The following is a 26,960-nucleotide window of genomic DNA, read 5'->3' as shown; positions in this document are numbered from 1 at the left end:
AATATGAAAAAGTCAATCATTATTTTGTTTTTAGCCATAGGTGGATTATTAGTTTCTTGTAAAAAAGACGATTCATTACCCCCTTCTCATCAGGGTAGCCTTACCGCTTTTGAGGTAGCTTTGAGTAAAACTAATAATCTTCGTGCTGAAGTAACTGCTACTTTTAGCACCGAAACTTCCTATCATATTGCTTATTGGGAGACTGCAAACCCTCAAAAAGTACAACAAACTAACACCTATAAAGCTACGGGCATTACTCACAAAACACTCTTGTTTCTCAAGCCCAATACCGACTATACCTGCCAAATTATTACCACAACAGGTGTAAAATCACCTCTAAAAACTTTTAAAACCAAAAGTATAGAGACTTTTTTGCCTAATGCAACCTTGTTAGAAGACAAATTTAAAGAAAAAATAGAGGGTTTCTTATTAGCTAACAATCGCAGCTCAAAACATATCTACCTAATGGATATGAACGGAACTGTAGTGTGGTATGAACCTGTGCCTGATACTCCTGCTGTTGTGAACTACGACTCTCGCACACAGCGTTTCTACTTGCTCACCGATGCCCCTGGAGAAGGATTATTTGTATTCAATTCTAAAAAACTAAAAATAATAGACCTCTTTGGCAACATCGAATTGGAAAAAGAATTTGCCTCTATCCCCGAACTGAACAACCGCGAAGTACATCACGAATGCCGTCCCCTCCCCGATGGCAATATAGGCTTAGTAACCTATATTCATCAAACAGTAGACCTCAGTTCTAAAGGAGGCTCTCAAACCGATACTGTAACAGGTGATGGTTTTGTGATTATGACCCCAAAGGGTGAAATTGTAAAAACGTGGAGCTGTTTCGACCACCTAAATCCGATTGACTATCCTAATATAGCCCAAAAGAAAATAAAAGAAGACTGGATACACGCCAATTCCATCGATCAAGATAGTGAAGGCAATTACTATATGACCACCAATCGCGATAGTGAACTCTGGAAAATCAATGGTAAAACAGGCGAATTGATGTATCGCGTAGGTGAAAACGGCACCATCAAACCTACCGAAAAGCTTTTATCTCACGGTATCCATTGTGCTATAGTACAAGCGCCTAACGAAGTATTAGTGATAGACAATGCTCGCAACAACCAATTTACTGGTTCAAGAGCTCTTATTTATAATGTGAACGAACAAATGAAAACTGTGAGTGTTCCTTTGGAAGTTGCTTTGCCTAAGGGAATGTCCTCTGGCACTCGTAGTAATGTACAATTTATAGATAATCAGCACGTACTTTTTGCGTTGAGTACTCAAAAACAAGTACTCATTACTAATAGAAGTACTCCGATCGAAATAAAACGCACTCTTTCGTTGCCTTATACCTTTTATCGTGTAACCTATATACCAACAATCCAATATTAAACAACTTTCCAATGAAAAAACTTTTATTCAGCACGCTTGCCTTATGTTTAATGGCTTGCTGTGAAGAAACAAAACCTGTAGTGAATTACGAGGTAATTCCACTACCACAATCTATTCAGTACACTAAGCAGCAACCTTTTGTATTAGATGCTAAAACAGTAATTACTTATCCGCAAGGCAACACTTTACAGGAAAAGAATGCTTCCTTTTTAGCTTCTTATATCCAAGAACTTTCAGGAATGCCTATAAAAACACAAGCCGGAGTAACCAATGGCAAACGCATTATATTGAAAACCGATTTGCGAAATGCAAACCAGGAGGCTTATCAGCTCACTGTAACAAGCGACCAAATCACTATTGATGGAGCAAGCCCTGCCGGTGTGTTCTATGGTATTCAAACTTTGCGCAAATCTATTGATGTAACTCACCCCAAAGCCTTAGTTTTTCCAACCGTAGTAATAAACGATGCCCCGCGCTTTGCTTATCGCGGTATGCACTTTGATGTGAGTCGTCATTTCTTTACTGTAGATTTCATCAAGCAGTATATTGATATACTCGCACTCCACAATCTCAATAAGTTCCATTGGCATCTCACCGACGACCAAGGTTGGCGTATTGAAATCAAAAAATACCCTCGCCTTACTGAGGTAGGTTCTATGCGTAAAGAAACGCTTATCGGACATTTGCTCAAAGATAAACCCCATCAATTCGACGGCAAACCCTATGGCGGATACTACACTCAAGGGCAAATAAAGGAAATTGTAAAATACGCTCAAGACCGTTATATCACCATTATCCCCGAAATTGATATACCTGGGCATACTCTCGCTGTACTCACCGCTTATCCTGAGTTAGGTTGTACCGGTAAAGATTATGCTGTAGGTACCAAATGGGGAGTGTTTGACGATGTGCTTTGTGCTGGCAACGAGGCTTCATACAAGTTTTTAGAAGACGTTTTTGATGAACTTACCGAACTTTTCCCCTCTAAATACATTCATATAGGAGGTGATGAGTGTCCCAAAACACGTTGGAAAGAATGTCCTAAATGTCAGGCTAAAATCAAAACTTTAGGCTTAAAAGGCGATGGAGAACACACTGCCGAGCAACAATTGCAAGGTTATGTAGTATCGCGCATAGAGCAATTCCTAAAAAAGAAAGGCAGAGAAGTAATTGGCTGGGACGAGATTTTAGAGGGTAACAACATCTCACAAGATGCTATTGTAATGTCGTGGCGAGGCACCGAAGGGGGTATCGCAGCAGCACAACGCCACAACCGTGCTATTATGACCCCTCACTACAGTTTGTATTTCGATTATAATCAAGGAGAAGACCCTACCAAAGAACCGCTTTCAATAGGTGAATACCTCCCCGTAAAAAAGGTGTACGACTATGAGCCTATCGACCCTAAACTCACTCCTGAACAAGGTAAATACATCTTAGGAGCACAAGCTAATTTATGGACAGAGTACATCGCGAGCCCTGCACACGCTCAATATATGCTCTTACCCCGATTAGCTGCCTTAGCCGAAGTGCAATGGACAGCCCCCGAGAAAAAGAATTTTCCTAATTTCCTAAAACGTTTGGGAAACCTGCTAAACTATTATCAGTTAAAAGGTTATCACTACGCCAAACACATAATGGGAGTTACCCCAGTAATCCAACCAGCTGCCAATAAAGACGGCATTCAAGTAGAGCTCCTCACCGTAGGTGATGGCAAAGTGTACTACACTACCGATGGCTCTACCCCCAATGCGAGCAAAACACTCTATACCCAACCTATTAAGTTGAGCAATGAATTACTACTCAAAGCTGTTGCCGTACATAAGGATACTATAAGCGGAGTATTTAGCTATCAATCCTTATTCAATAAAGCTACTTACAAAAAAATACAATTACTCACCGAAACCAACCCTAAATATACTTTTGGAGGAGCTACAGCCTTGGTTGATGCCCAAATAGGGGAAGATTCTTATATCGATGGACATTGGGTAGGTTTCCCCGGTCGTGTAGGAGTAGAAGCAGTGATTGATTTGGGAAAAGAAGAAGAAATCAGCAATTTAAAAGCAGGTAGCTTAGCCGATACCCCTAACTGGATATTCCCCGCCTCAGAAGTTGCTATTTATAGTTCCCCCGATGGCAAAAACTTCCAACTCATCGCTCAGCAACCTTTGAAGATTGCCGAAAAAACCGACCCTATCAAGCGAGTACCTATCAGTTTGAATTTTGCTAAAACTAAAACCCGCTATGTAAAAGTAGTGCTCAAAGGTACTATAATCCCCGAATGGCACGAAGGTAAAGGCACCCCTGCCCTACTCTTTGTAGATGAAATCCAACTAAATTAAGTACTTTAGAAGATACATTTTTCATACGTAATATTGCTTTTATTTAAAAATTGTGTAGTTACACAATGAGGGCTGCCAGAAAAATCCGGCAGCCCTTTTTTTATCACCTGATACCTGACACCTGATACCTACCCCCTGCTCTCCCATTCTACTTTTCGCGATACGTACATCACAATAGCTAAAATGGTAAATAAACCGATACTGCCCACTAATAAAGCATAGTTTTCAAGCTGAATAATCACATAGATAAAGCCGTAGAGTGCCGCTAATGAAAGTCCTATAAAAGTAGGGAACTTCTTGTTTTTCAGTATAGAAACAGAATACAAACTGATAAGTATTACCGTCATTACCGATGATATAAAGTAAGCAAGCGAGAAACTACTGTGTTCAGTAATAGAAATAAGTAAGGTATAGAACAAGATAAGGGATAAACCTATCATTGAGTATTGAAAGATATGAATCTTTATCTTGCTGATACTTTGTATCAAGAAGAATATCAAGAAAGTAAGAAAGATAACCAAATAACCATATTTAGTAGCGCGTTCATTCTGTTGATATTGGTCTACAGGAATGATAAAATCTACATCATAAGTGTATTGCGCAATGCTTGGCAAACTTCCAAACGATTGTTGTGCAAACGGACGATTGATGTGCAACACCTTCCACGAAGCGTTAAACCCATTGGTATTTATCTGTTTGGTATAAGGTAAAAAGCCACCAGTAAAGCTGGGGTCAGCCCAATTGGAGGTAAGTGTGCCCTCTGTCGTCTTCCCGATAGGTACAATAGCTATCTTCTTGCTACCATCGTACTGCACCGTAAAACTAAACGATGGATTTGCTAAAAACTCCTGATAGTTGATAAAACCTGTTTCAAGTGAGGACACCTCATTAGCTTTACTCTCATAGTCAGAGTAATAATTTTCATTATCACTTTGCTCATAGATAGGTTCAAAAGCGTAAGTCTTACCCCCTAATTGAATGCTTACCCCGTTTTTAATACTTGCAAGGTTAGTAGTACGGATGAGAATTGTAGCCTTATCCCAACTGATATCCTCATTAGCAATTCCTTTAGTTGTAAAGTTAGGAGCTACATAACTACCTGTAAAATCCATAGTTGCATTAAACACCACCGACTCATAGTTATTGCGCTTCTTCACTTCAGTTTTTACATTTGAAGTATTTTTCAATTCCTCGGGGAAGAAATAAGCATATTGAGTTTCAAAAATGTTTTTGTTCTTGTCGCTATACACCTTATAAGGAATTTTGAGAATAGGTCCATAGAAAAAGACCTCGCGCCCCCATTTGCTATCAATCTCATTGATAACCTCCTGCTGACGTTCTTTGCGTTCTCTCACTAAGTTTTGCACTAATAAGAGCGGAATGAGCAATACCAAAGTAAGTGCCCCAATAAGCATCAAACGAAAAGTGTTTGATTGCCATACATTAGATGTTGTTGATGGTTTTTCTGGATACATAATATTTAAATTTACAATTAATAATTAACACTAAAGCACTTTGTATTTCAAAGTGTATATATAAAAAAGAAAGGAGATAATATTCCTCCTTTACGGATCGTCCTCCTTCGGGGGTTCGGGGGCAAATTGGCAAATTGGCAAATTTACTAATCTGCTAATTTCCCAATAATCTTCTCGAGTGCATTTAAATGTTCTTGGAAAGCCTCGCGACCCTTTTCAGTTACTTTATAAGTTGTATTAGTTTTGCGCCCTATAAACGATTTTTCAATAGTGATATACTCTTCAGCTTCCAAGGCACGGGTATGGCTTGCCAGATTGCCGTCGGTTACCCCTAAGAGTTCTTTTAGGGTATTAAAGTTGGCACTGTCATTGACCATCAACACCGACATAATCGCTAAGCGAATGCGGTGGTCAAAAGCCTTATTGATATGTGCTAAAAAAGTTTTCAATTCAGATGTCAGATATCAAGTGTTAGGGATTAAAACTATTACTTTTTAGGTCTGATATAGAAATTTTTATCGCTCAAAATATTAGTAATCATATATTTCCCTTTGTTATTTTTCTTCAATTGATAATCTACGCAAGTTTTCTTCTTTTCCCAGTCAGAAAGCAAAAAACATACTCTATATCTATCATTACCTAAAGAGGTAATTTTCAAACTGCGATTAAGAGTTTTTGCTTCATAGTCTTGTGCTTGTATAAAAGGATCATACCCTGGTGAATTGTCTTCGCCTGGTGGAGAGGGAGGAAATACTTTATTGAACAATTCCTTAGATACATATTTTAAAAATTGCTCTTCTTTCCTTCCTAAATTATCATCGTATATTACTTTGTAAAACTCCTTCAAAGTAGCAATAGCCTTTTGTGTATCACTACTTTCATTTTGGGCTTTTAAAACTGTTGCTCCAATAAGGAAGAATAGTGTTGTGATAAAAATTTTTGCTTTCATAATATTTTACTCTATCCGTCCCAACCTATATCAGTAATTTCTTTGTCGTTAAAATCTATTTCTAACAAATGGTCAGGGGTGAAAATATCTCCTGCCGAGATATGTGCCGAAATCTCTTTACCACCTACCCATATACTGCCACTGTAGACTTCCAAAGTGTTGTACCAATTGTCATCAGCCTGAGGTGTATATTCAATACAATGCTCATTGTAGTAGTTAATGAGTGTCGCTTTAGCATCCGAAAGCCATTCTAAATATTCATTTATACTATGCAAACAGCTTTCTAAGGATGTTTCTTTGTTTATAAAGAATGAAAAATCCTCTTCTTCTACCTCTTTGTTAAAAATCACTACTTTTTTTGTTGAGAGCACATACTCACATTCCAACTCAAAATCTTCTACTTTCTCAAAGTCACTTATTTTAAAGGCAGTCTGCTTTTTCTTTACTTTCAATTTGCGAACATCCTTGATACAAAAAGTATTTTTATGCGTTTTGGCTTTATCTTCCAAAACTAATAGTTTGCTTTTCTCCTTATAATTAGTAGTGTCGGCAATGCGTGCGAAAGTCTCATAAGCCGAAAGGTGGTATTCTAATAAGGTGTACGTATCAGCGAGGATACGCTCTTCCTCTTTAGTGCGCTGGTTTTTAGCTTGCAAATCGTACAACAAATCGTACAATGCGATAGCTCCCTCGTGAGAACCTCCTGCTTTGCGAAAAGCATTAGAAGCATCAATATAGCGTTTTAAGATTTCAGTCATCATTTATTATTTTCGTTCATATTTGAAGTGCATAATGCCTCCATAGAGAATATGGCATACGCCAAAACCTAATGTCCAGAACAAGAGTCCGTAACCAGGGAAATATACAGCTAATAAGCCTAAAATAATTTCGGTAATACCGAGATAATGCACATCACCAAAGGTGTATTTACTCACGTTCACACACGCCAAACCGTAGAAAATAAGTGTCATAGGAGCTAACAGTCCGTAGTACTCATTTTTGATAAGCAACACACTGAGTAAGCCTCCTGTGAGTAGTGGAATCATAAAGTTATACAATGCTCTTTTAGCAGTAGGTGTTACTAAAGTTTCGCCATTGCGTTTGGCTTTGCGTACTGAAAACAAATAAGCTGTGAGAATAGAAGCTACAAGCACTGCTAAAGCAATAGCTATAATAGCTTTAAAGGTTTTGCTTTCGATATACACATACGGATAATAGTTATAATGGTGTTGCAATAATACATACACTCCTGCTGCTCCCATAAGAGCATACACACCTGCCAATACCCCCGAAAGTCCGCTAAGCGAAAGAAAAAGGGTAGATTTACGCATCATTTGGCGTATTTCACGTAGATCCTCTAAATATTTATTTTCTTCCATAGTGAAGCACTTTGTGATGCAAAGTAACTACTAATAGTTGTAACTGCCAAATATTTTTGAAACAATTTGTAAAAATATTTTTCTAAGCACTGATTTTGAATAGGTTACAAAATTAAAAACTTTGCCAAAGGTTGTAGTAATGCATTACAACCTTTGGCAAAGTAAAAATATTGATATGTACAATTAGAATTGTACGATGATAAACTCACTTCGGCGGTTAGCTTGGTGTTCCTCTTCGGTACAAGGTACGCCATTAGAGCAACCATTTACCAATTGCGTTTCACCATAACCTTTACCTGTAATTCTATTTTTCTTAATACCGTGACTTACAATCCATTTGATAGTAGATTTAGCACGACGCTCAGAAAGTGCTAAATTGTACTTATCAGAACCACGACTATCAGTATGCAAACGTACATCCACTTTCATTGTAGGGTATTCTTTCATTATAGCTACGATTTTAGCCAATTGCTCTGCAGCATCTTTGCGAATATTAGCTTTATCATAGTCAAAATAGATGTTTTCTATCTTCAACACTTTAGCTAAATCAGTACCCACAGCTATTTTAGGCGTTGCTGGAATTGGAGTAAGCAACACTTCGGCTGTTACTTTCTGATTGCCATTGAGAGCTATTGATTGTTGCCCCGATTTGTATGCTTCTTTTTCCGATTTGAGAAGCAATTGTAAATCACCACAATCGGCATTGTAGAGAAGAGTGAAATTACCATTGGCATCGGCTGTAGTTTCTTCTAACAGAGTATTATTAGCTCCCCAAAGTGTTACCTTTGCCATTGGTATAATTTGCTTAGTATCTGCATCTTTTACTACTCCTGATAAGCTATACTGACAAGTGAAATGCAATGGAGTATGCTCGTAGAAACTATAAATATCATCACTTCCTTTTCCTTCGGGGCGATTAGAAGTAAGATAACCTATTTTAGTTTGACTATTAATGACATAACAAAAATCATCTTCGGCACTATTAGCGGGACGACCTATATTTACAGGTTTAGTAATAGGGTTGCCTTCTTCATCTAATTTCACTGCATAGATATCCAAACCACCCAAACCAGGGAAACCATCTGATGAATAATAAAGCACATTATCATCTGAGATAAAAGGGAAAGACTCGCGCCCTGAAGTATTGATGCGATCGCCTAAGTTTTCGGGTTTGCCATAACCACTTTTGAGGATTTTAGCACGATAGATATCTGATGAGCCTAAAGTACCTTTCATATCCGATGAAAAGTAGATATACTTACCATCGGGACTGAGAGCAGGGTGTGCCACGCTGTGGATATTGCTATTGAAAGGCATTTCTTGCACATCACCCCATTTGCCGTGTTTATCTTTAGTTGCTTTAAAGATTTTGAGGAGCACCGTTTGGTCTCCATTAGTCTTCACTTCGTTGTTGATGAAGTTATTGCGAGTGAAATACATTGTATTGCCATCTTTGGTAAAAGCAGCTGTCGATTCATTGAATTTGGTATTGATACCATTTAATTTAGCTTTTTTAGTAGCTTTTAAGCTATCGGTATTGGCTTCATAAAGACTATAGAAATTATCCCCTGTCCAATCGGAACGGCGTTTGAGGAATCCGCTTTTAGAAGTAGCATATACGATATTATCACCGTAGAAAGCTGTACCATATTCAGATTTTTTAGTGTTGATTTTTAACAAATTCAGCTCTAACCTATCCGAATTGCGTTTTATCTCTGTTTGATAATCTCTATTTTTAAGGAAAAGAGCTGCTCGGCTATCCGACTTACCTACAAGTTCAGAGAATTTATCCATTATTCTATCGGAATTATCATAGTCACCCACTGTTTTGAGTGTTTGAGCATAACGATAGTAGTATTCTGGTTTGATATTGAAAGGTTTGTTAGTTTTAGCATCTTTGCCTTCAAAAAGTTTTGCATACCACTTATTAGCTTGATTATAATCGGCATTGTAGTAATAAGCATTGCCAAGATTTTCTAAAAGCTCTTGAGGTTCTATTCCTCTCTTTGCAATACTTTCATAAGCATTAATAGCTTGTACATAATCTAAATTCTTGTAGTATTGCGCTGCTTTCTTCAATGCTTCTTTATCGCTTTGAGCATAGCCTAACTGCAAAATCGCCAATGTTATAGCTAAAAAAAGTTTTTTCATAGAATTCAATAGATTTCTTTTTATTATCTAATTTTTAAAGCATTACAAGATTAGAAGAATCGAGGTGATACGATTTTTTTGTAGGTTTTCACCAATTCGTAACGCAAGAAGATTTCGTGTGAACCTGAATTGTATTTGCGCAACTCAGTAGTTTCAAAATCATAACCATAACCTGCAAACCAACGATCGTTGATTTGGAAACCTGCCATTACACTCACCGCTGCAGACCAACGATAAGCTGCTCCTAATACAAACTTCTCGTTGAACATAAAGTTTGCTGAAAAGTCCAATTGCAAAGGCGCTCCAAATGATACTTTAGAAAGTACTGCTGGTTTGAATTTTGTATTTTCTGACAAATCGAATACATAACCTCCTATCAAGTACAAGTGTTGTGCATTTTTAAGCACTGATACTGAACTCTTGTTGTAGTGAGTAGTTTCGAGCATATTAGGCACTGAAAAACCAATGTAGTATTTATCAGTATACCAATACAAGCCTGCTCCTATATTAGGAGAAAATACACTTTCACTTCCTGAAAGGCTTTGATCGGTTTTATCTTTTACATCCAACTTGTTGTAGTCTATTTGAAACAAACTTGCTGAACCATTGATACCGAATGCCAATTTAGAATTTTCAAAGTTTAACGTGTATGACACATCGATTGTTAAATCTGTTTGGTTTTGAGGTCCTATACTTTCACGGAAAATACTACCTCCCAAACCTACATTGCGCAAACTCTCCATAGGCTGGTGATAACTGATGCTTCCATTAGTAGGTGCACCACTGATACCCACCCATTGGGTACGGAACATTCCAAAGAGGCTTCCTACCTCTCGAGACCCTGTGTAAGCAGGGTTAAACAGCATAGTATTATACATATACTGTGTGTATTGAGACTCTTGTTGTGCAAAAATCTCACTGCAAAATAACATTGTTAGTGCTGAAAAAAGTACTTTTTTTATCATTTTATTAAACTTTCTATACTTATTTATCTTAGTTATTTTTGATATAAAATCGGGCAAAGGTACATCTTTTTTATAAATAATACAGCTTCTTGTAAAAAATATTTTCACTTATAGTTTATTTTCTCAAATATAACCAACCTATTTTTCTCTGTAGTTGATGGTTTTCATCGGTGTATTCTATAAAATAGAAGTAAGTGCCTGAGGATAATTCCAAAGATTCTTTTACAGCTACTTTTCCTTGTGTAAAACCTTTAAATGATTGGTTTTTATTATCATAGCCTACAACATCAAACACTTTTAGTCCTTCTTTATTATAAATACGCACTATATTATCAGGATATTTTTCTATACCTTCTATATGGAAATAATCGTTTTTATTATCATCATTGAGAGAAATTGCGTTATAGGTTATCAGTACATTTGTAGGGCTTGCCTTTTCATCTTCTTGAGGTTTAGGAGGGGAAGGAGGTGTTGGGTTATCAGGCACTATTACTTCCACTGTTGTGGCATCACAAATAGTTAGATTCTCTATACACAACTCGTAGTTGAGGGTATAAGTGCCTGCTGGGGTATGAGTAGGTACTATCACATTTCCAGTAGAGGTTTCTATGTAAGGAGCTGTATCCGTAGGTTCTTCTGCTTCAATATTAATATCATCATTTGGAAATTCTATAGGATTATCATCGATTGTATCGTTAGCAAGTATATTCCCAACAATAGAATTCCCCGTATAAGTAAATTCATCAGGAGTTACCACAAGTGAAGAAGGAGGTACAGGAGGAGAGGTAATTGATACTTTCACTATAGCCGTATCACAATTAGACTGGTGATGGATGTCACAAATACGATATTCCAAAGTATAAGTACCTATGGGTGTACCTTGAGGAATAAGTACATTTCCCGCTAAATTAACAGATAAAAGATAGAAATTATCTCTATCTTTACTACCTCCTATCACTTGAAAATTAACCAAAGAAGCATTAGGAGTTTGCTCTCCTATGCTATCATTGCTGTATATACTTTCGGTAATCGTAGTCGTCCCTATGGTAATGGTGTAAGTATCATCACGAGCGACAATAGGAGCTATTGGAATTTCCGTAACAATCACTGTAATAGTAGCAGTAGCACAATTATGAGTATCCTTTACATCACAAATGCGATATCGCAAGGTATAAGTACCTGTAGGCGTACCTTGAGGAATAAGTACATTTCCTGCTAAATTAACAGACAAAACGTAGAAATTATCAGTATCTTTACTACCGCCTATAGATTGAAAATTAACCAAAGAAGCATTAGGAGTTTGCTCTCCTATGCTATCATTGCTGTATATACTTTCGGTAATCGTGGTTGTCCCTATTGTAACGGTATAAGTATCATCACGAGCGATCACAAGAGGGGGGCTAACGATTATTGTAACAGTAGCAACCTCACTACAATTATAAGGGGCTGTTTTGGCACAAAGACTGTAAGTTACTGTATAAGTGCCTGCAGAGGTATGGGCTGGCAAGAAGACTTCTCCAGTTTGTGTAGCGATGTAAGGGACATTTGTTGATGCGGTGGTTGTGCTAATAGTAACACTTGCCGTCGTTACTGATTGAGTGTTGTAGCTATCGTTGGTGAGGATATTGCCTAAGACGATGGTTTGGGTGGTAGTGGTATGGCTGAAAGTATCATCAGTAGTTTGTAAATTTATAGGAGAAGAGCTGACGATTACTGTAACAGTAGCAACTCCACTGCAATTATAAGGTGCAGATTTAGCGCAAAGACTGTAAGTTAGTGTATAAGTGCCTGCAGGGGTATGAGCAGTTAAGAACACTTCACCCGTAGCTGTCGCTATGTAAGGGGCATTTGGCAATGCGGTGGTTGTGCTAATAGTAACACTTTCAGTCGTTACTGATTGAGAGTTATAGCTGTCATTAGTGAGGATATTGCCTAAGACAATCGTTTGGGTGGTAGTGGTATGACTGAAAGTATCATCGGTAGTTTGTAGTTTTATAAGAGAAGGGCTAACGATTATTGTAACGGTAGCTACTCCACTGCAATTATAAGGGGCTGTTTTAACACAAAGACTGTAAGTCAGTGTATAAGTCCCTGCAGGAGTGTGAGCAGGTAAGAACACTTCACCAGTTTGTGTAGCGATGTAAGGGACATTTGTTAATGCGGTGGTTGTGCTAATGGTAACTCTTGCCATCGTTACTGATTGAGTGTTGTAGCTATCGTTGGTGAGAATATTGCCTAAGACAATCGTTTGGGTGGTAGTGGTATGGCTGAAAATATCATCGGTAGTTTGTAAATTTATAGGTGAAGGGGTGACCTTTACTGTAACGGTAGCTACTCCACTGCAATTATAAGGGGCAGATTTGGGACAGAGGTAATAACTTAACGTATAAGTGCCTGCAGGGGTATGAGCAGGTAAAAATACTTCACCCGTAGCTGTCGCTATGTAAGGGACATTTGTCAACGCGGTAGTTGTGCTAATGGTAACACTTGTTGTCGTTACCGATTGAGTGTTGTAGCTGTCATTGGTGAGGATATTGCCTAAGACAATCGTTTGGGTAGTTGTGGTATGACTGAATGTATCGTCAGTAGTTTGTAAATTTATAGGAGATGGGCTAACAATTACCGTAACGGTAGCAACTCCACTGCAATTATAAGGGGCTGTTTTGGCACAAAGACTGTAAGTTATTGTATAAGTGCCTGCTGGCGTATGGGCAGGTAAGGACACTTCACCAGTAGCATTCTTGATGTAAGGGGTATTTGTCAACGTGGTGGTTGTACTAATGGTAACACTTGCAGTCGTTACCGATTGAGAGTTATAGCTGTCATTAGTGAGGATATTACCTAAGACGATCGTTTGGGTGGTAGTGGTGTGGCTAAAAGTATCATCGGTAGTTTGTAGTTTTATAGGATGTAAAAGTGTTTCCTCTATAGGGATAGTTATTTCTTTTTTGATTGAGGTATAGAGAGGAGTAGCCGTACAAGTTTCTCTACCGCTTTCTTCTGTGGTATAATATACCATTTTTGAAGAAGGCACAAACGTCAGTTTTTTATTGGTTTGTAATTTTAAAGTATAATCAAAAGAATCTTCTTTCTTTTTCCCTTGAGGCAATAAGAATGTATATTCTGTGACATTTTGGGATAACGGCACTACACTTTTTAAATCTCCCAATGAGAATACAGGTGTAATTCCTACTGGTAATTGTACTTTAAAATATGATTTTTCACCCGTTTGGATTGTTTTATCAATTGTATTTATTCTAATTTTCCCTTTATACAGCACTTCATCTGTAGTTTCACCCCTTATTTTGCCTTCTTGATAGGACAATAAGTTTGAAACAGTATAGTTGGAAACTATTTTTTCAGTAATTTTAGAGGCTTCAAATAAACCTTCCGTTGTTAAATCACTTCCCCAATAAACTTGATATTGTATAGGTATAACTGAAAAACAATTGGTTATCTCATATATTTCAGAAAAAGAAACTTGAATATTGTTTTCTTTTTTCAGTACATCTGCATTTACTTTATAAAAATACCGTCCTTTGTTAGCAAGTTCTTTAGGAACTATATTTTCTGGAACAAGTAAATATTCTTTACCATTATTTTTCCTATAGCTAAGAGCTTTATTCTTTATGTTATCGGGATATTGTACAGAAAGATAAAATTCCTTTATAGCACCTTCTCCTAAGTTTTTAACACTAAAACCTCTTCTGTTTTCTCCTTTTTCTCCTACTTCTATAGGTTCTGTTACTATTTCTAACTTTGGAGACTTAAGTTTGTAGAATGCTGAAACTCGTTTCTCTACTACTTCTCCCCCTACAATAGCCTCTACTACATCACTATAGTTTACTTCTGTTTTTATTTGATTGGTAAATTTTCTATAAACCAAGAGTTTCACAGGGGAGTCAGAGTTAGTTGTGACTATAAAAATAGGCTGATTGATTGTAGAATCAGTTGTTTTTTCGACCTTAACAAGTGTTCCTTCTTGTTGAGGCACTTCAATTCTAGAATAGTTTATTCCTTCAGGAAAAAAAACTTTTAAGTTTACAGAAGTCTCACCTTTAGGAATTTTTACTTCAATTGCTAAAGGAGCTTCAAAATTTGTTAAAGCAATATGAACAGCAGGATCTACATTAATCCAATTGATAATATTTTGACTAATAGCCGTACTTATTGAAAAGAAAAACAGAAGACTGCTAATGAATATTTGTACTTTCCTACACATTTTCTCGTATCATTTAGTAAATACGGTGCAAATATAGGAATTTTATTTTAACAAAACAACAATAAAAATTAAATCTTTTTTATTAATATTTAACATATCAAGTTTTAATCAACAATAAACTCTACACGTTTATTTGCCTGATGTTCTTCTTCAGTACAAGGCACTCCTTTTTCACAACCATTTACTAACTGAGTAGCCCCATAGCCTTTAGCAATAATACGGTGAGAAGCGATACCTCGTTTGATGAGCCATTGCTCAATAGATTTTGCTTGTGTTTCAGTAAGTTCTCTGTTATATTTATCGTTTCCTCTACTATCAGTATGTACTTTTACGATAATTTTTAAGGTAGGATTATCTTCTAGAAAGGCATCTATTTTAGCTAATTGTACTGAAGCATCTTTGCGAATATTGGTATGTCCAAAATCAAAATAAATATTATCGATATTAAATATATTAGCCAAATTATCTCCTTTGTTTACTTCAAAAACATTAGGAAATAAAGAATATATTTTCTGTTGTGCTGTAGTTAAAGAAATAGGCTGACTCATCAGCTCATAATTATTCTTTTGGATTTCGATATAAGCGTCTTGGAAGTTAGGATATATTTTATTAACCGAAAATACAAAAAAACCATTTATATCACTAGTATCGGTAAGGGTTTCACCTGCCGCATTTATCAAAAATACTTGGGCTCCAGCTACAACTGTACCTTTCTCGGCATCTGTAACTAATCCCATTAAATCATTAGAAGTAGTATTAGGATGTTTAGTAAAAAGCAATTGCATTTTATCATCAAAAACACTCATTTGCCTTTTAGCTTCACTCTTTTTACCTACCTTTTGCAATAGCACTGCATAGCGATAGTGTTCTATAGGATCTAACTGATAACCTATACCTTTTATAAGTTTTTGATAGTATTTGAGCGCTTGAGTCTCGTTGTGATTAGTGTAGTAGTAATTAGCCAAACGCGTTACTACTTCTTGTGTTTCATAACCTCGCTCTACTATTTTTTGATAGAGTTGAGCAGGAATTACTTGTACCTGAGCTGTAGCCAAAGTAACATTGACCAATAACAGCCATAAAAATTTTGCTTTCATATTATTATATCTTTCTTTCTTGGCTACAAATATACAAAAATATAATCACAAGTTGTATCTATAAAAGCAAAAATAAAATAGGCCTCTTGATAAAACAAGAAGCCTATTCTATATTTTTATAAACTACCTATTAGAAGTAAGCGTTCAAAGTAGCTGATAAGATACCAAAACCTGATCTATTTCCTATGTTGAAAGAGAATTTGTTAGTTTCAGCGTTACCGTTGTTAGTAAACAAAAGACCAACTCCGTAAGTGTATTGAGCACCAAGAGCTACTTTAGGGAAGATGAAGTATTCAACTCCAGCGAAACCTTGTACTCCAAGACCGAAGCCAAATTCTTTTTTAGCAGGAGCAGTGAAACCTACTAAAGCATCAGCTCCATAGAAGCCTTGCAAACGAGTAGTACCTTTTCTCCACTCTTTACCATAACCTACAGTCAAACCGAAAGCGGTAGAAGCATCAACATCTTTTTGTTTATCGATATTGAAGTTGAAGTTAACTGTGTAACGAGTTGCTTTGTTATCTTCGTCGAATTTTTTACCTACAAAAGTAATACCTTTTACAGTGCTTGAAAGAACACCAGTGCTGAAATCTAAAACGTTAGAACTTTCTCTGAAAAGATCGTTTCCTGGGTTAGAAGTAGAACCATTAAAAGCTTGACCTAAGTAAGTTAGAGCGTTTCCAACGTTGAAACCAATTGACCAGTCTCCTTGTTTAGGTAGATATTCTTCACCTTTAGAAGAAACTAATTCTTGAGCTGAAGCAGCACCAAAAGCAAATACTGCTGCTAATGATAAAATGATTTTTTTCATCGTATAAATGTTTTTAGTTAAAATTTATATGGCAAAGATAAATCTTATTTTTATATCTACCAAATAAAATGTGAAAAATTTTACACCATCTTTATAAAACGTTTGAAATACAACATTTTATAATTATACAGTAATTATTTTTTTTACATTCTTTAATAGGCTTTGGCAAATAGTACACGTTTAGTAGAAGGTTTACCCGAATAAATACATACTCCAGCTTCTTCTTTGGCATCTAATGGAATACAACGTATTGTTGCTTTTGTTTCCTCTTTGATGCGTTCTTCTGTTTCAGGGGTACCGTCCCAATGAGCAGAAAGGAAACCTCCTTTGGTTTCGAGTAACTCTTTAAATTCGTCATAGCTATTTACCTCAGTAATATGCGTGTTGCGGTACTCCAATGCTTTATTATAGATATTAGCTTGTATATCCTCTAATAGTTGCTGGATATGTGCTACAATTTGATCACCTGTTACGGTTTCTTTTGTAAGGGTATCGCGACGAGCTACCTCAAAAGTATTATTTTCTATATCGCGTTGTCCTACAGCTAAACGCACAGGTACCCCTTTGAGTTCATACTCGTGGAATTTAAATCCTGGTGATTGTGTATCACGATCGTCGAATTTCACGCTAATACCACGTTTTTTAAGTTCTTCTACCAAAGGTTGGATGTGTGTACGCACTTTCTCTAATTGTTCTTCACCTTTATATATAGGTACAATCACTACTTGTATAGGAGCTAATTTAGGAGGTAAAACCAATCCGTTGTCATCACTATGGGTCATAATCAAGGCACCCATCAAGCGGGTTGAGACACCCCAAGAGCTCGCCCATACGTATTCTTGTTTACCTTCTTTGGTAGCATATTTCACTTCAAAGGCTTTGGCAAAATTCTGACCTAAGAAGTGTGAGGTTCCTGCTTGCAAGGCTTTACCATCTTGCATCATTGCCTCTATACAAAATGTTTCATCGGCACCTGCAAAACGCTCACTTTCAGTTTTTAATCCTTTAATTACAGGCACTGCCATAAAGTTCTCTACAAAAGTAGCATAAACATTCATCATTTTTTCAGCTTCTTCAAGCGCTTCGGCTTTAGTAGCGTGTGCAGTGTGTCCTTCTTGCCACAAGAACTCGGCAGTGCGCAAAAACAAACGGGTGCGCATCTCCCAACGTACCACATTTGCCCATTGGTTGATGAGTATTGGCAAATCACGGTAAGACTGAATCCAGTTTTTGTAAGTACTCCAGATAATTGCCTCGGAAGTAGGGCGTACAATGAGTTCTTCTTCTAACTTAGCTTCGGGGTCTACTATCAATTTTCCTTTTTCATTAGGGTCGGTTTTGAGACGATAGTGGGTTACTACCGCACATTCTTTAGCAAAACCTTCAGCATTTTTTTCTTCAGCTTCAAAGTAACTTTTGGGGACAAACAGCGGAAAATAAGCATTGGTATGCCCCGTTTCTTTGAACATACGGTCGAGCTCTGCTTGCATTTTTTCCCAAATAGCATAGCCGTAAGGTTTGATTACCATACAGCCACGCACGCCTGAACTTTCGGCTAAATCGGCTTTTACAACCAATTCATTATACCATTTAGAATAGTCTTCACTACGTGATGTTAAATTCTTGCTCATATATATTTTAAAATCTTTTTATAGATTAGCAGTTCTTCTCCTTGTTTTTGTTTTATGAGGAGTAACAGTTGTGTGTTTTGCTTTGTAGTAATACAAACATTTTTCTATATAAAAATCATTTTGATTGCGAATGAGCCCTGCCACATTATCATTGAACCAAATTTCGGCTAAACTCGCTTTGAGATGTTTAGATATATCACCAACATTTCTATTGAAATCTATTTGGATACGTCTGTTTCTCAGGAAAATGGCAAAGGCTTTTAGCATTTCTTTCGATATTTTATAATCGGTGATGAAATACGCTTTAGAGGGTCGTCTGTTTTGTGATGGGTGTTTATCTAAATACTCAAACAGAAAGAAATTAGTAAGCCCCGAATTGAGTACCTCATTCACCATATAAGTTTCGGGTTTCATATCTATAGGGACATATACATCGGGGTAAATTCCACCTCCTCCATATACCACTTTCCCTTTAGGAGTGATAAACTTCAGTGAATCGGGGATAGAAGCCTCATCTATTTCAAAACTTCGGCGCTGGTGGCGCAAATTATACGGTTTTTGGATAGAACGCCCTGTAGGGGTGTAGTAACGGGCAGTGGTGAGACGTACTGCTGAACCATCGGGTAAGGGCATTTCGCTTTGTACCAATCCTTTACCAAAAGTTCTGCGTCCTACAATCACTCCCCTATCGTTATCTTGCAAAGCTCCTGCAACAATCTCACTGGCAGAGGCACTATTCTCGTTTACTAAGACGAACAGAGGTTTATCTTCAAAAAGACCGCCATCGGTGGCATAAGTTTCTTCAATTTCTTTGCGATTGTTTTTAGTAAATACAATCATCTTGTTCTTATGCAGAAACTCGTCGGCAATTTGTATACCTACATTGAGAAAGCCTCCAGAATTGTTTCGCAAGTCTAAAATCAAACTGTTAATACCTTCTTTTTCTAAGGCTTTCAAAGCAGATGTAAATTCATCGGTAGTGGTTTCGGCAAAGCGATTCATACGAATATAGCCCAATGTATCATTCACCTTGTAGAAACAATCTATACTCCTAATAGGGATAAACTTACGCTCTATAGACAATTTGAAAATACTATCGCTGCTTTTGCGGTAGATTGTCAAATCGACTTTAGATTCCATTTCACCTTTGAGGATATTTTTGATTTTATCGGTGTTTAAATGTTTTTTAAACAGCGTATCACGTCCAGCCATCAAGATACGATCGCCAAAGCGGATACCTTTGTGCATTGCATCGCTTCCCTCAACAGGTTTGATCACAGCAATTGTATCATTATACATATAGAAGCTAATACCTACACCGACAAACTTACCACTCATTGTTTCGGCTACCTCTTCAATATCGTTTTTAGAGATATAGGTAGAATGAGGGTCTAACTTGCGCAAAATACTATTAATTGTAAGGTCTACGATGCTATCGGTATTTACCTTATCCACATAATCTTCCTCTATATAGTCTATAAGTTTACCGAGTTTTACCTTATAAGGATTTTCGGGTACCGTATCTATATCGGTGATAGGCATAGGCACGGGAGGAGGCGGTTTGGGAATATAGAAGTTCGCTAACTGACGACCTAATATAAGCCCCAATGCCAAACTTAAACCTATAAGAATTGGGAGTATGTAGAGTTTGTTTTTCATTGAATGATATTATTTGCCAAAGGCTGTAATCCCCTGTTTGAGCCATTTGTAAAACTCATCGGGGTCATCGGTATCGAGGGTATAACCAATAGGTGCTACCAAGTTCTCTCCTTGGTGATTCATCAACACATAAAAAGGTTGAGTGTTAGCTTTATACTTGAGAGTTTGAAATTCACTCCATTTTTGCCCAATAGTTTTAATCATCTTGCCCTCTCTGATTTGCGATGGTTTCACTTCGCTCTCAGGGAGTTCGCGTTTGTCGTCTACATATAATGAAATCAATACCACTTCATTTCTAAGGGCATCGAGTACTTGAGGATTAGGCCATACGTTTTGTTCCATTTTACGGCAGTTCACACAAGACCATCCTGTAAAATCTAACATTACAGGTTTATTCACTTGTTTGGCATAAGCCAATCCTTTTTCATAATCATTAAAAGTAACGATATTGTGAGGTTTGAACAAGTGAGCCCCATCAGGAAGAGCCCCTTCATCTACATTTGTACTACCTCCTCCAGCGGTATAACCTACACCATAAGGAGATTCACTATAGTGTTGCGGAGGTGGAAATGCATTGATAAGGTTGAGTGGCGCACCCCATAGCCCTGGAATCATATAAATTGTAAAACTAAGGGTTAGTAAGCCTAATAGCAAACGACCTACAGAAATACGATCGGTAGCATCATCGTGAGGCAAGCGTATTTTTCCAAAAAGATAGAGTGATAAGGCAGCGAAAACAGCAATCCAAATAGCGATAAATACCTCACGTTCAATCCAATGGTATTGCAATACTAAGTCGGCATTAGAAAGGAATTTGAACGCTAACGCCAATTCTAAAAATCCTAATACTACTTTCACGGTATTCATCCAGCCACCTGATTTAGGCAATGAATGCAACCAACCAGGGAAGGCTGCAAACAAGGCAAAAGGCAAGGCTATTGCTAATGAGAAGCCGAACATACCGATAATAGGAGCGATACCTCCTTCGGAAGCTGCTTGTACTAATAAAGTACCCACAATAGGACCTGTGCAAGAGAAAGATACTATTGCCAAAGCTAATGCCATAAAGAAAATTCCTACAAAACCACTGCGATCAGCTTGTGCATCTACTTTGGTACTCCACGAGCTAGGCAAAGTAATTTCGAACGCTCCTAAAAACGAAATGGCAAACACTACCAATATCAAGAAAAAGATAAGGTTGAACCAGAAATTACTTGCTAAAGCATTCAAAGCATCTGCTCCAAAGATAGCTGTAATTGCTGAACCCAACAACACATAAATCACAATGATAGAGATTCCATAAATTACAGCATTTTTGATACCTTTAGCTTTAGTTTTGCTCTGTTTGGTAAAATAACTCACTGTCATAGGAATCATAGGAAATACGCAAGGAGTGAGCAAGGCAGCAAAGCCAGAAAGGAAAGATATAAAGAATATTGTCCAAAGACCTTGGTGTGAAATAGGAGTTTGAACAGGAGCTTTGGGTGCTGTAGTTTGGCTTACGGTAGTTGCAGGAACAGTGTTATTTTCCTCGGTATTATTACCAAAAGTAAACTGAGGAGTTGCGCCTTGATTAGCCGCAGCAATCCCTGAAAGGAAAAATTCTAAATCTACTGAATCGGGGGGCAAGCAGTTGCTATCGTCACAACTCATAAACTCTACTTCTGCTTTGATAGACATAGAAGTAACTTCACCCAAGAGTTTAATACGTTGTTTGAAAACTGCTTGTCTATAGAAATAAGCAATTTCCATATCAAACACCTTGTCGTGTTTTACAATAGGTTTAGACTCTTCAGTTTTTCCTACCAACTCAAAAGCAGGCGTTTGGGCGTATTTAAATGAGGTAGGTACCGGTCCGTTAGGCGGGATGTTTTGCCCATAGAGTTTCCAACCTGCCTCAATGGAAGCTGTTGCTACCAAATAATATTCGTTATCGTTGATTTTTTCAACCGCTGTTTTCCATTTTACAGGGTTGTGTATTTGAGCATTTGCTATAGTTGCAAAAGCAATAAGTAGTAATGTAATGAGTTTTTTCATTTGGTCGTTTTATTTAAGAGTGCAAAATTACAACAAAATAATGATATAGGCAATAACAAGCTTTTATAAAGTCTTAAAGCCTCTAAGTTACTTACTTAGTAATTGCTAACAATCCTAATTTACAAAAGTAATTAATGTGAGTTCAATATAATTAATCACTTAACAATCAGCAAAATATTTTTAATCTCCCACGAATTTCACGAATTTACACGAATTTGGGACTGTATAAAACTCTTCGCTTTATATTATCTCACAAATTTTCACCTTACGGTGAATTATTTTGTGAATATATTGTGATACTTTAAAAGTAATTGATTATCAAGGCAATCAACTTTGTCAAAGGTCGTAGCACGACGAGCAATTAAAACTTTGGCAGAGTGTAGCTATGCAAAAGGTTTATAATAGTAGGGCTAATTGCTATTAGCCCCTACAACATACCTAAAAAGCGAGTCTCGCCATATAGAAGCCATCGTAACCTGATTGATGTGCAAATATCACTTCTTCAGCTTCTAAGCGAAAATCTTTTCCGGATTCCGAAGCTAAGAATTTCTCTACTTGTTGATGGTTTTCACTCGGCAATATAGAACAAGTTGCATAAACGAGTTTGCCTCCTTTCTTGAGTAATTTACTATATTGTTGCAAGATTTCTTGTTGGGTAGCACGTATCTCGTCTAAAAACTCAGGGCGTAATTTCCACTTGGCATCGGGGTTGCGGCGCAATACTCCCAAACCACTACAAGGGGCATCGATAAGAACACGGTCGGCAGTGCCTTGCAAGCGTTTGAGCTGTTTAGGGTCTATCAGTTTGGTTTCTATGTTGAAAGCCCCATTACGGCGTGCTCGGCGTTTGAGTTCTTGTAACTTCTGCTCATAGATATCCATTGCAATCACCTGACCTTTATTTTGCAATAAGTTGGCTATATGGAGTGTTTTGCCTCCTGCCCCTGCACAAGTATCGATTACGCGTTTCACCTTGTCGTCTATTTGCATAAAAGGAGCAACTTTTTGAGAGGAAGCATCTTGTACCTCAAATAGACCATCGGCAAAGGCTTGGGTTTTAAAGATATTGCCCCGTTCTACTAATTGCAACGCATTAGGATAGTTACGCAAGGGATAAGTTGCTACTCCTTCTTGTTGTAAAAACTGTTGCAAGCGTTCCAAAGAAGTTTTGAGGGTATTGACACGCAATACTACGGGCGCTAAACTATTGAGAGCGTGCAGTTCGTCATTCCACAAGGTTTCGCCTAATTCTTGTACTCCCAAGGTATCTAACCAATCGGGTACTGATTCACGGAATTTTCTAAGTTTAGAAAGTTCATCGAACTTACCTTTAATTCGGCGAGCAGGCGTATCTTCAAAATAGTTACCCCAATCGGGCAAGGTAATACTTTTTAGGGTTGCCCACACGGCAAACATACGGCGCAGGTTATGCACTGTAAAGGGTTCGTGTACTTCGGCAATTTCGGCATAAAGGCGTTTCCAACGCACGATGTCATAAATAGTTTCGGCGATGAAAGCCCTATCGCGAGCACCCCAACGTTTATCTTTTTTGAGTTGTTTTTCAACTACTTTATCGGCGTATTGCCCTTCATTGAAGATAAAGGTAAGCCCCTCTATCACGGCATCTACTAAGTTTCTGTGTAATTTCATTATACTAAAAATGAGACGGCAATTTTTTATTACCGTCTCTTTTTTTGAGGGGAAATTGCAATAATTCGCCCCTACAATATGATACAAAAGTAATTCTAATATTATTTAATTAAAAGAGCTGTGCCGTAAAGGTAAACAAGAAGTTACCATAAGTTGATTTGATCTGTGCGTTATCAGTAAGGACGGTTTCGTACATTTGGTATAGGTTAGTTTGTTTAGCGATATCATAAGAAGCATCTAAACGAATGCCTCCTAAGGTAATCCCTGCCCCAAATGAATACCCATTAAGGTCTCCTACAGGAGCTATTTTCTTTCTATAAGGACTCTGCTCATAACGATAACCTGCACGGAGACTTACGTAGTTTCTGCTTGTTTCTTGTTCTTTAAACAATTTAAAAGGAATACGGAATTCGCCACCCAATCGCAAGGAAGAAGTGTCTCCTAATTCGTTTTGGATAATAGTATTCTCCGCTTTCATATTGTTACTTCTAAATTTCATATTATCATAGGCTTTATAGGTATAATCTACACTCAATATTGCTCTTTTTTTGATAATATAAGCTATACTACCTGTCCATGAGCCAGGAGTACGAAATTTATATTCACGTTCATACCAAATAGGGTCTCCATAACGATTGATGAGCTCAACATCATAGTCATACGTACGGCTTGCAATTCCTAAAGTTGCATATAAAACTTGGCGTGATTCTTCTTTGAGACTATACCATGTAGGTGATTGATAAGCGACTCCTACTCGTAAATTATCAGTTATTTTAATTATACTTCCCAATTGTAGTGAAATTCCTTCACCTAATGTATTGATATATTGTTTGTGATTAGCATATCGCAGTAAAGGGTTATTATTTTGGAAATTTTCATCCTTCAAGCTATAAAGTGCTTTTTCATTAATGTTATGTACATTTAAATTCATTCCCAAGTAAATAAAATCACCTATTTGAGAAGAGAAGTTAAAATTATATTTATTTATATAACCTGAACGATCTATTCTATAAGTTTCTAATCGTTCTTGATTATAGCCACTAGGTATATAAGTAGTATTAGTAGCTGTAAGAGACTGTGGAGAGAGGACATTTGCCATCAAACCTAAATAAGCCATTTGAGCAGCATAACCTTCTGTACGTCCTAATTTAGCATAGTATTCACCTATTTCCTCTTGCTGATTAGCATGTCTATAATTGTATCCATTAGCAAAAGTATCAAAGCTGAAAGGATTACCTCCGTTACCTTTAGTAGCGTAATACAAAAAATAATCATCTAAGCCTTTGCTATTATAAGCTGAATAAGAAAACTTATCATTATCAAAAGTTTTTGCTAATTGGTAATTAAATCCAAAACTTATTCTTTTAAAAGTAGGTGATGCATCAGGTAGTGTTAGAACAAGACCAAAGTGATTGAGATTAAAATCATTGTTACTTTGTTTGTGATTTCTATCAAGGAAGGCAATATTTCTTTTTTGATTATTATTATTTAAAGAAAAAGAAATTTCACTTGCGTTAAAGACAGCACTTCCTGCAGGGTTTATATTGAAAGCCGAAGGATCACCTCCTAAGGCTCCAAAAGCGCCACTCATTGCTTTGAAACGAGCGGTACCTGTAAGCTCTTCTGTTGTATAACGTAAAGCATCAGTATAATTCTGTGCTTGTATATTCACTACAAAAAGAAAAGCTAATAAAAGTAATATATGATTGACTTTTTTCATTTGTTAATATTTTTAATCACGGTTAGAACTTCTATATCCTCCTCCATTATTAGAGGAATTGCTACTATTATAATTTCCACTTGAATTACTATTGCCATAATTAGAGTTTCTACCTGAATAGTTAGAATTATTAGATTCATAAGCTCTTCTTAATTCATAACCTGAAGGATTGCTATTGTAAGAAGAATTCTGATTTTGATAAGAGGGTCTATTTGTTTCATTGTCATAGCGATGATTATAAGAACCTTGTGTTTGTGAACGATTATAAGAACCTCTGTCATAATCACTATAACGATTTGGATCGCCCCTTCGTCCATCTTCTCTTATGATAGCACGCCCTCTACTATTACCATAGGAATAGTTGGGTTCATAGTAATAATCTCTTGGACGGTAATAGTCGTAATAATATCCATAAGGATAGTAGCCATAAGCATAAGGGTAATAGCCATAGCCATAAAATGAATTATAACCATAATAAGGAGCATAACCATAATAAGGATTGTAACCATAGTAAGGATTGTAACCATAGTAAGGATAGTAGCCTCCATAGTAGTAGTTATCCCAATAAGGGTCGTAATAACTACCCCAACCTAAAGATAGACTCCAACCAGAACGATAAGAACGATAGTATGGATAAGCGTAATAACCATAGTAAGGATTTGCCCAACCGCGATTGTAGACATTTACATTCACCTGTGAAGGGTTAGAACCCCAACCTCCATAAGAAGAAGTTCCTGAAGCATAGGCATTAGAACGGTAACTATTTACATCGGTAAAATGGGTAAAACTACTATCAACAACAGGATTTTCATACTGTTTGGCTTTATCTCTAAAATAGCTGTTATAACCATTATCAGCATAACGATTTTCAGGTGGATAATCATAACGTTGAGGAGGCATTTCTCTCTCTACATAACGTGGCCTTTCGGGCACGGGGTCGTTATAAATGCCATCGGCATAGTAGTAGCCGACGCAAGAAGTGAATGTGAATGAAACTACGATTGCCAAGACAAGTTGTTTCATTACACTTGTAAGTTTTACATTCTTTTTCATAGTCATTTTTATTTTAGTTAATAGCAATGAGTTAATAGTTGATAGCTAATAGTCATAAATCAATTTTTATGCCAAATTCTTTTCTCATCTAGTCTTGAGTTTTCACTTCTTTGAGTTGAGTTCCCCAAAAAAGAACTTTCTCTCCAAAAGTTTCAGCTGCTTGTTGTAAAAGTTGAGGGATAGTATTTTCAATAAAATGCATTAACTGAGTGGGAGATGAGGTTTCGCAATGTACTGCATAATGCTTTTCGGGAGCGTCTAACAATTTGAATACTCGTACTTTTTCTATAGTTCCTGATGTTTTTACTATTGGTAAATAAACAGATTGCAGCCAATTCTGCCAAAGTAAAAACACTTCATCACTCACTACCATCGTTAAATTGTATACGTACATAACTGATTTATTTTT

19 protein-coding genes are annotated in these 26,960 nt (G+C 37.0%); 2 read left to right on the top strand and 17 right to left on the bottom strand.

The window, feature by feature from the left end; genetic code table 11:
* The first annotated feature begins 3 nt into the window (after positions 1 to 3).
* Positions 4 to 1,410, top strand: a complete 1,407-nt coding sequence (locus tag CGC57_RS11820; RefSeq protein WP_095899288.1) for an aryl-sulfate sulfotransferase — start codon at positions 4 to 6, stop codon at positions 1,408 to 1,410.
* Positions 1,411 to 1,421: 11 nt separating this feature from the next.
* Positions 1,422 to 3,752, top strand: coding sequence for a glycoside hydrolase family 20 protein (locus CGC57_RS11815; protein WP_095899287.1), 2,331 nt, complete (start codon positions 1,422 to 1,424; stop codon positions 3,750 to 3,752).
* Positions 3,753 to 3,880: 128 nt separating this feature from the next.
* On the opposite strand, the gene creD is transcribed toward CGC57_RS11815, so the two are convergent.
* The 17 genes from creD to CGC57_RS11730 form a co-directional block, all read right to left on the bottom strand.
* Positions 3,881 to 5,227 carry a cell envelope integrity protein CreD gene (gene creD / locus CGC57_RS11810; protein ID WP_095899286.1) on the bottom strand — a complete coding sequence of 449 codons (1,347 nt, stop codon included), beginning with the start codon at positions 5,225 to 5,227 and terminating at the stop codon, positions 3,881 to 3,883.
* A gap of 146 nt (positions 5,228 to 5,373) precedes the next feature.
* Positions 5,374 to 5,676: a winged helix-turn-helix domain-containing protein gene (locus CGC57_RS11805; protein ID WP_095899285.1), complete on the bottom strand. Its 303-nt coding sequence runs from the start codon at positions 5,674 to 5,676 to the stop codon at positions 5,374 to 5,376.
* Positions 5,677 to 5,714: 38 nt separating this feature from the next.
* Positions 5,715 to 6,176, bottom strand: a complete 462-nt coding sequence (locus CGC57_RS11800; protein WP_095899284.1) for a hypothetical protein — start codon at positions 6,174 to 6,176, stop codon at positions 5,715 to 5,717.
* Positions 6,177 to 6,187: 11 nt separating this feature from the next.
* Positions 6,188 to 6,934, bottom strand: a complete 747-nt coding sequence (locus CGC57_RS11795) for a hypothetical protein (RefSeq protein WP_095899283.1) — start codon at positions 6,932 to 6,934, stop codon at positions 6,188 to 6,190.
* Between the two features lie 6 nt (positions 6,935 to 6,940).
* Entirely contained in the window at positions 6,941 to 7,555 is a 615-nt protein-coding gene (locus CGC57_RS11790; protein WP_002681439.1) for a hypothetical protein, read from the bottom strand.
* A 183-nt stretch (positions 7,556 to 7,738) separates the two neighbouring features.
* Positions 7,739 to 9,706 carry an OmpA family protein gene (locus tag CGC57_RS11785; protein ID WP_095899282.1) on the bottom strand — a complete coding sequence of 656 codons (1,968 nt, stop codon included), beginning with the start codon at positions 9,704 to 9,706 and terminating at the stop codon, positions 7,739 to 7,741.
* Between the two features lie 50 nt (positions 9,707 to 9,756).
* On the bottom strand, positions 9,757 to 10,671 hold the full coding sequence (locus CGC57_RS11780; protein ID WP_095899516.1) for a PorP/SprF family type IX secretion system membrane protein: 915 nt from the start codon (positions 10,669 to 10,671) through the stop codon (positions 9,757 to 9,759).
* 115 nt (positions 10,672 to 10,786) lie between these two features.
* On the bottom strand, positions 10,787 to 14,893 hold the full coding sequence (locus tag CGC57_RS11775) for a T9SS type B sorting domain-containing protein (protein ID WP_095899281.1): 4,107 nt from the start codon (positions 14,891 to 14,893) through the stop codon (positions 10,787 to 10,789).
* Positions 14,894 to 14,997: 104 nt separating this feature from the next.
* The gene (locus CGC57_RS11770) at positions 14,998 to 15,990 is read right to left on the bottom strand and encodes an OmpA family protein (protein WP_095899280.1); all 993 of its coding nucleotides are present in this window, start codon (positions 15,988 to 15,990) and stop codon (positions 14,998 to 15,000) included.
* Positions 15,991 to 16,120: 130 nt separating this feature from the next.
* A complete protein-coding gene (locus CGC57_RS11765) occupies positions 16,121 to 16,801 on the bottom strand; it encodes a hypothetical protein (protein WP_095899279.1) in 681 nt (226 codons plus the stop codon).
* A 152-nt stretch (positions 16,802 to 16,953) separates the two neighbouring features.
* Entirely contained in the window at positions 16,954 to 18,432 is a 1,479-nt protein-coding gene (gene proS, locus CGC57_RS11760; RefSeq protein ID WP_002677490.1) for a proline--tRNA ligase, read from the bottom strand.
* 18 nt (positions 18,433 to 18,450) lie between these two features.
* The gene (locus CGC57_RS11755; protein WP_095899278.1) at positions 18,451 to 20,091 is read right to left on the bottom strand and encodes a S41 family peptidase; all 1,641 of its coding nucleotides are present in this window, start codon (positions 20,089 to 20,091) and stop codon (positions 18,451 to 18,453) included.
* A gap of 9 nt (positions 20,092 to 20,100) precedes the next feature.
* Positions 20,101 to 22,128: a protein-disulfide reductase DsbD family protein gene (locus CGC57_RS11750; protein ID WP_095899277.1), complete on the bottom strand. Its 2,028-nt coding sequence runs from the start codon at positions 22,126 to 22,128 to the stop codon at positions 20,101 to 20,103.
* 438 nt (positions 22,129 to 22,566) lie between these two features.
* Positions 22,567 to 23,778 (bottom strand): RsmB/NOP family class I SAM-dependent RNA methyltransferase, encoded by a 1,212-nt coding sequence (locus CGC57_RS11745; RefSeq protein WP_095899276.1) that lies wholly within the window; start codon positions 23,776 to 23,778, stop codon positions 22,567 to 22,569.
* A 109-nt stretch (positions 23,779 to 23,887) separates the two neighbouring features.
* Positions 23,888 to 25,498 (bottom strand): OmpP1/FadL family transporter, encoded by a 1,611-nt coding sequence (locus CGC57_RS11740; RefSeq protein WP_095899275.1) that lies wholly within the window; start codon positions 25,496 to 25,498, stop codon positions 23,888 to 23,890.
* A gap of 12 nt (positions 25,499 to 25,510) precedes the next feature.
* Complete coding sequence (locus CGC57_RS11735) at positions 25,511 to 26,551, bottom strand: hypothetical protein (protein WP_095899515.1); 1,041 nt, start codon at positions 26,549 to 26,551, stop codon at positions 25,511 to 25,513.
* Positions 26,552 to 26,639: 88 nt separating this feature from the next.
* A complete protein-coding gene (locus tag CGC57_RS11730) occupies positions 26,640 to 26,945 on the bottom strand; it encodes a DUF4286 family protein (RefSeq protein WP_095899274.1) in 306 nt (101 codons plus the stop codon).
* Between the last annotated feature and the right edge of the window lie 15 nt (positions 26,946 to 26,960).

The sequence above is a fragment of the Capnocytophaga sputigena genome, from assembly GCF_002302495.1.
In the GTDB taxonomy this organism is placed as follows: Bacteria; Bacteroidota; Bacteroidia; order Flavobacteriales; family Flavobacteriaceae; genus Capnocytophaga; species Capnocytophaga sputigena.
Note: the sequence above shows the minus strand (reverse complement) of the source record. Positions and strands in the feature narration are given on the sequence as shown.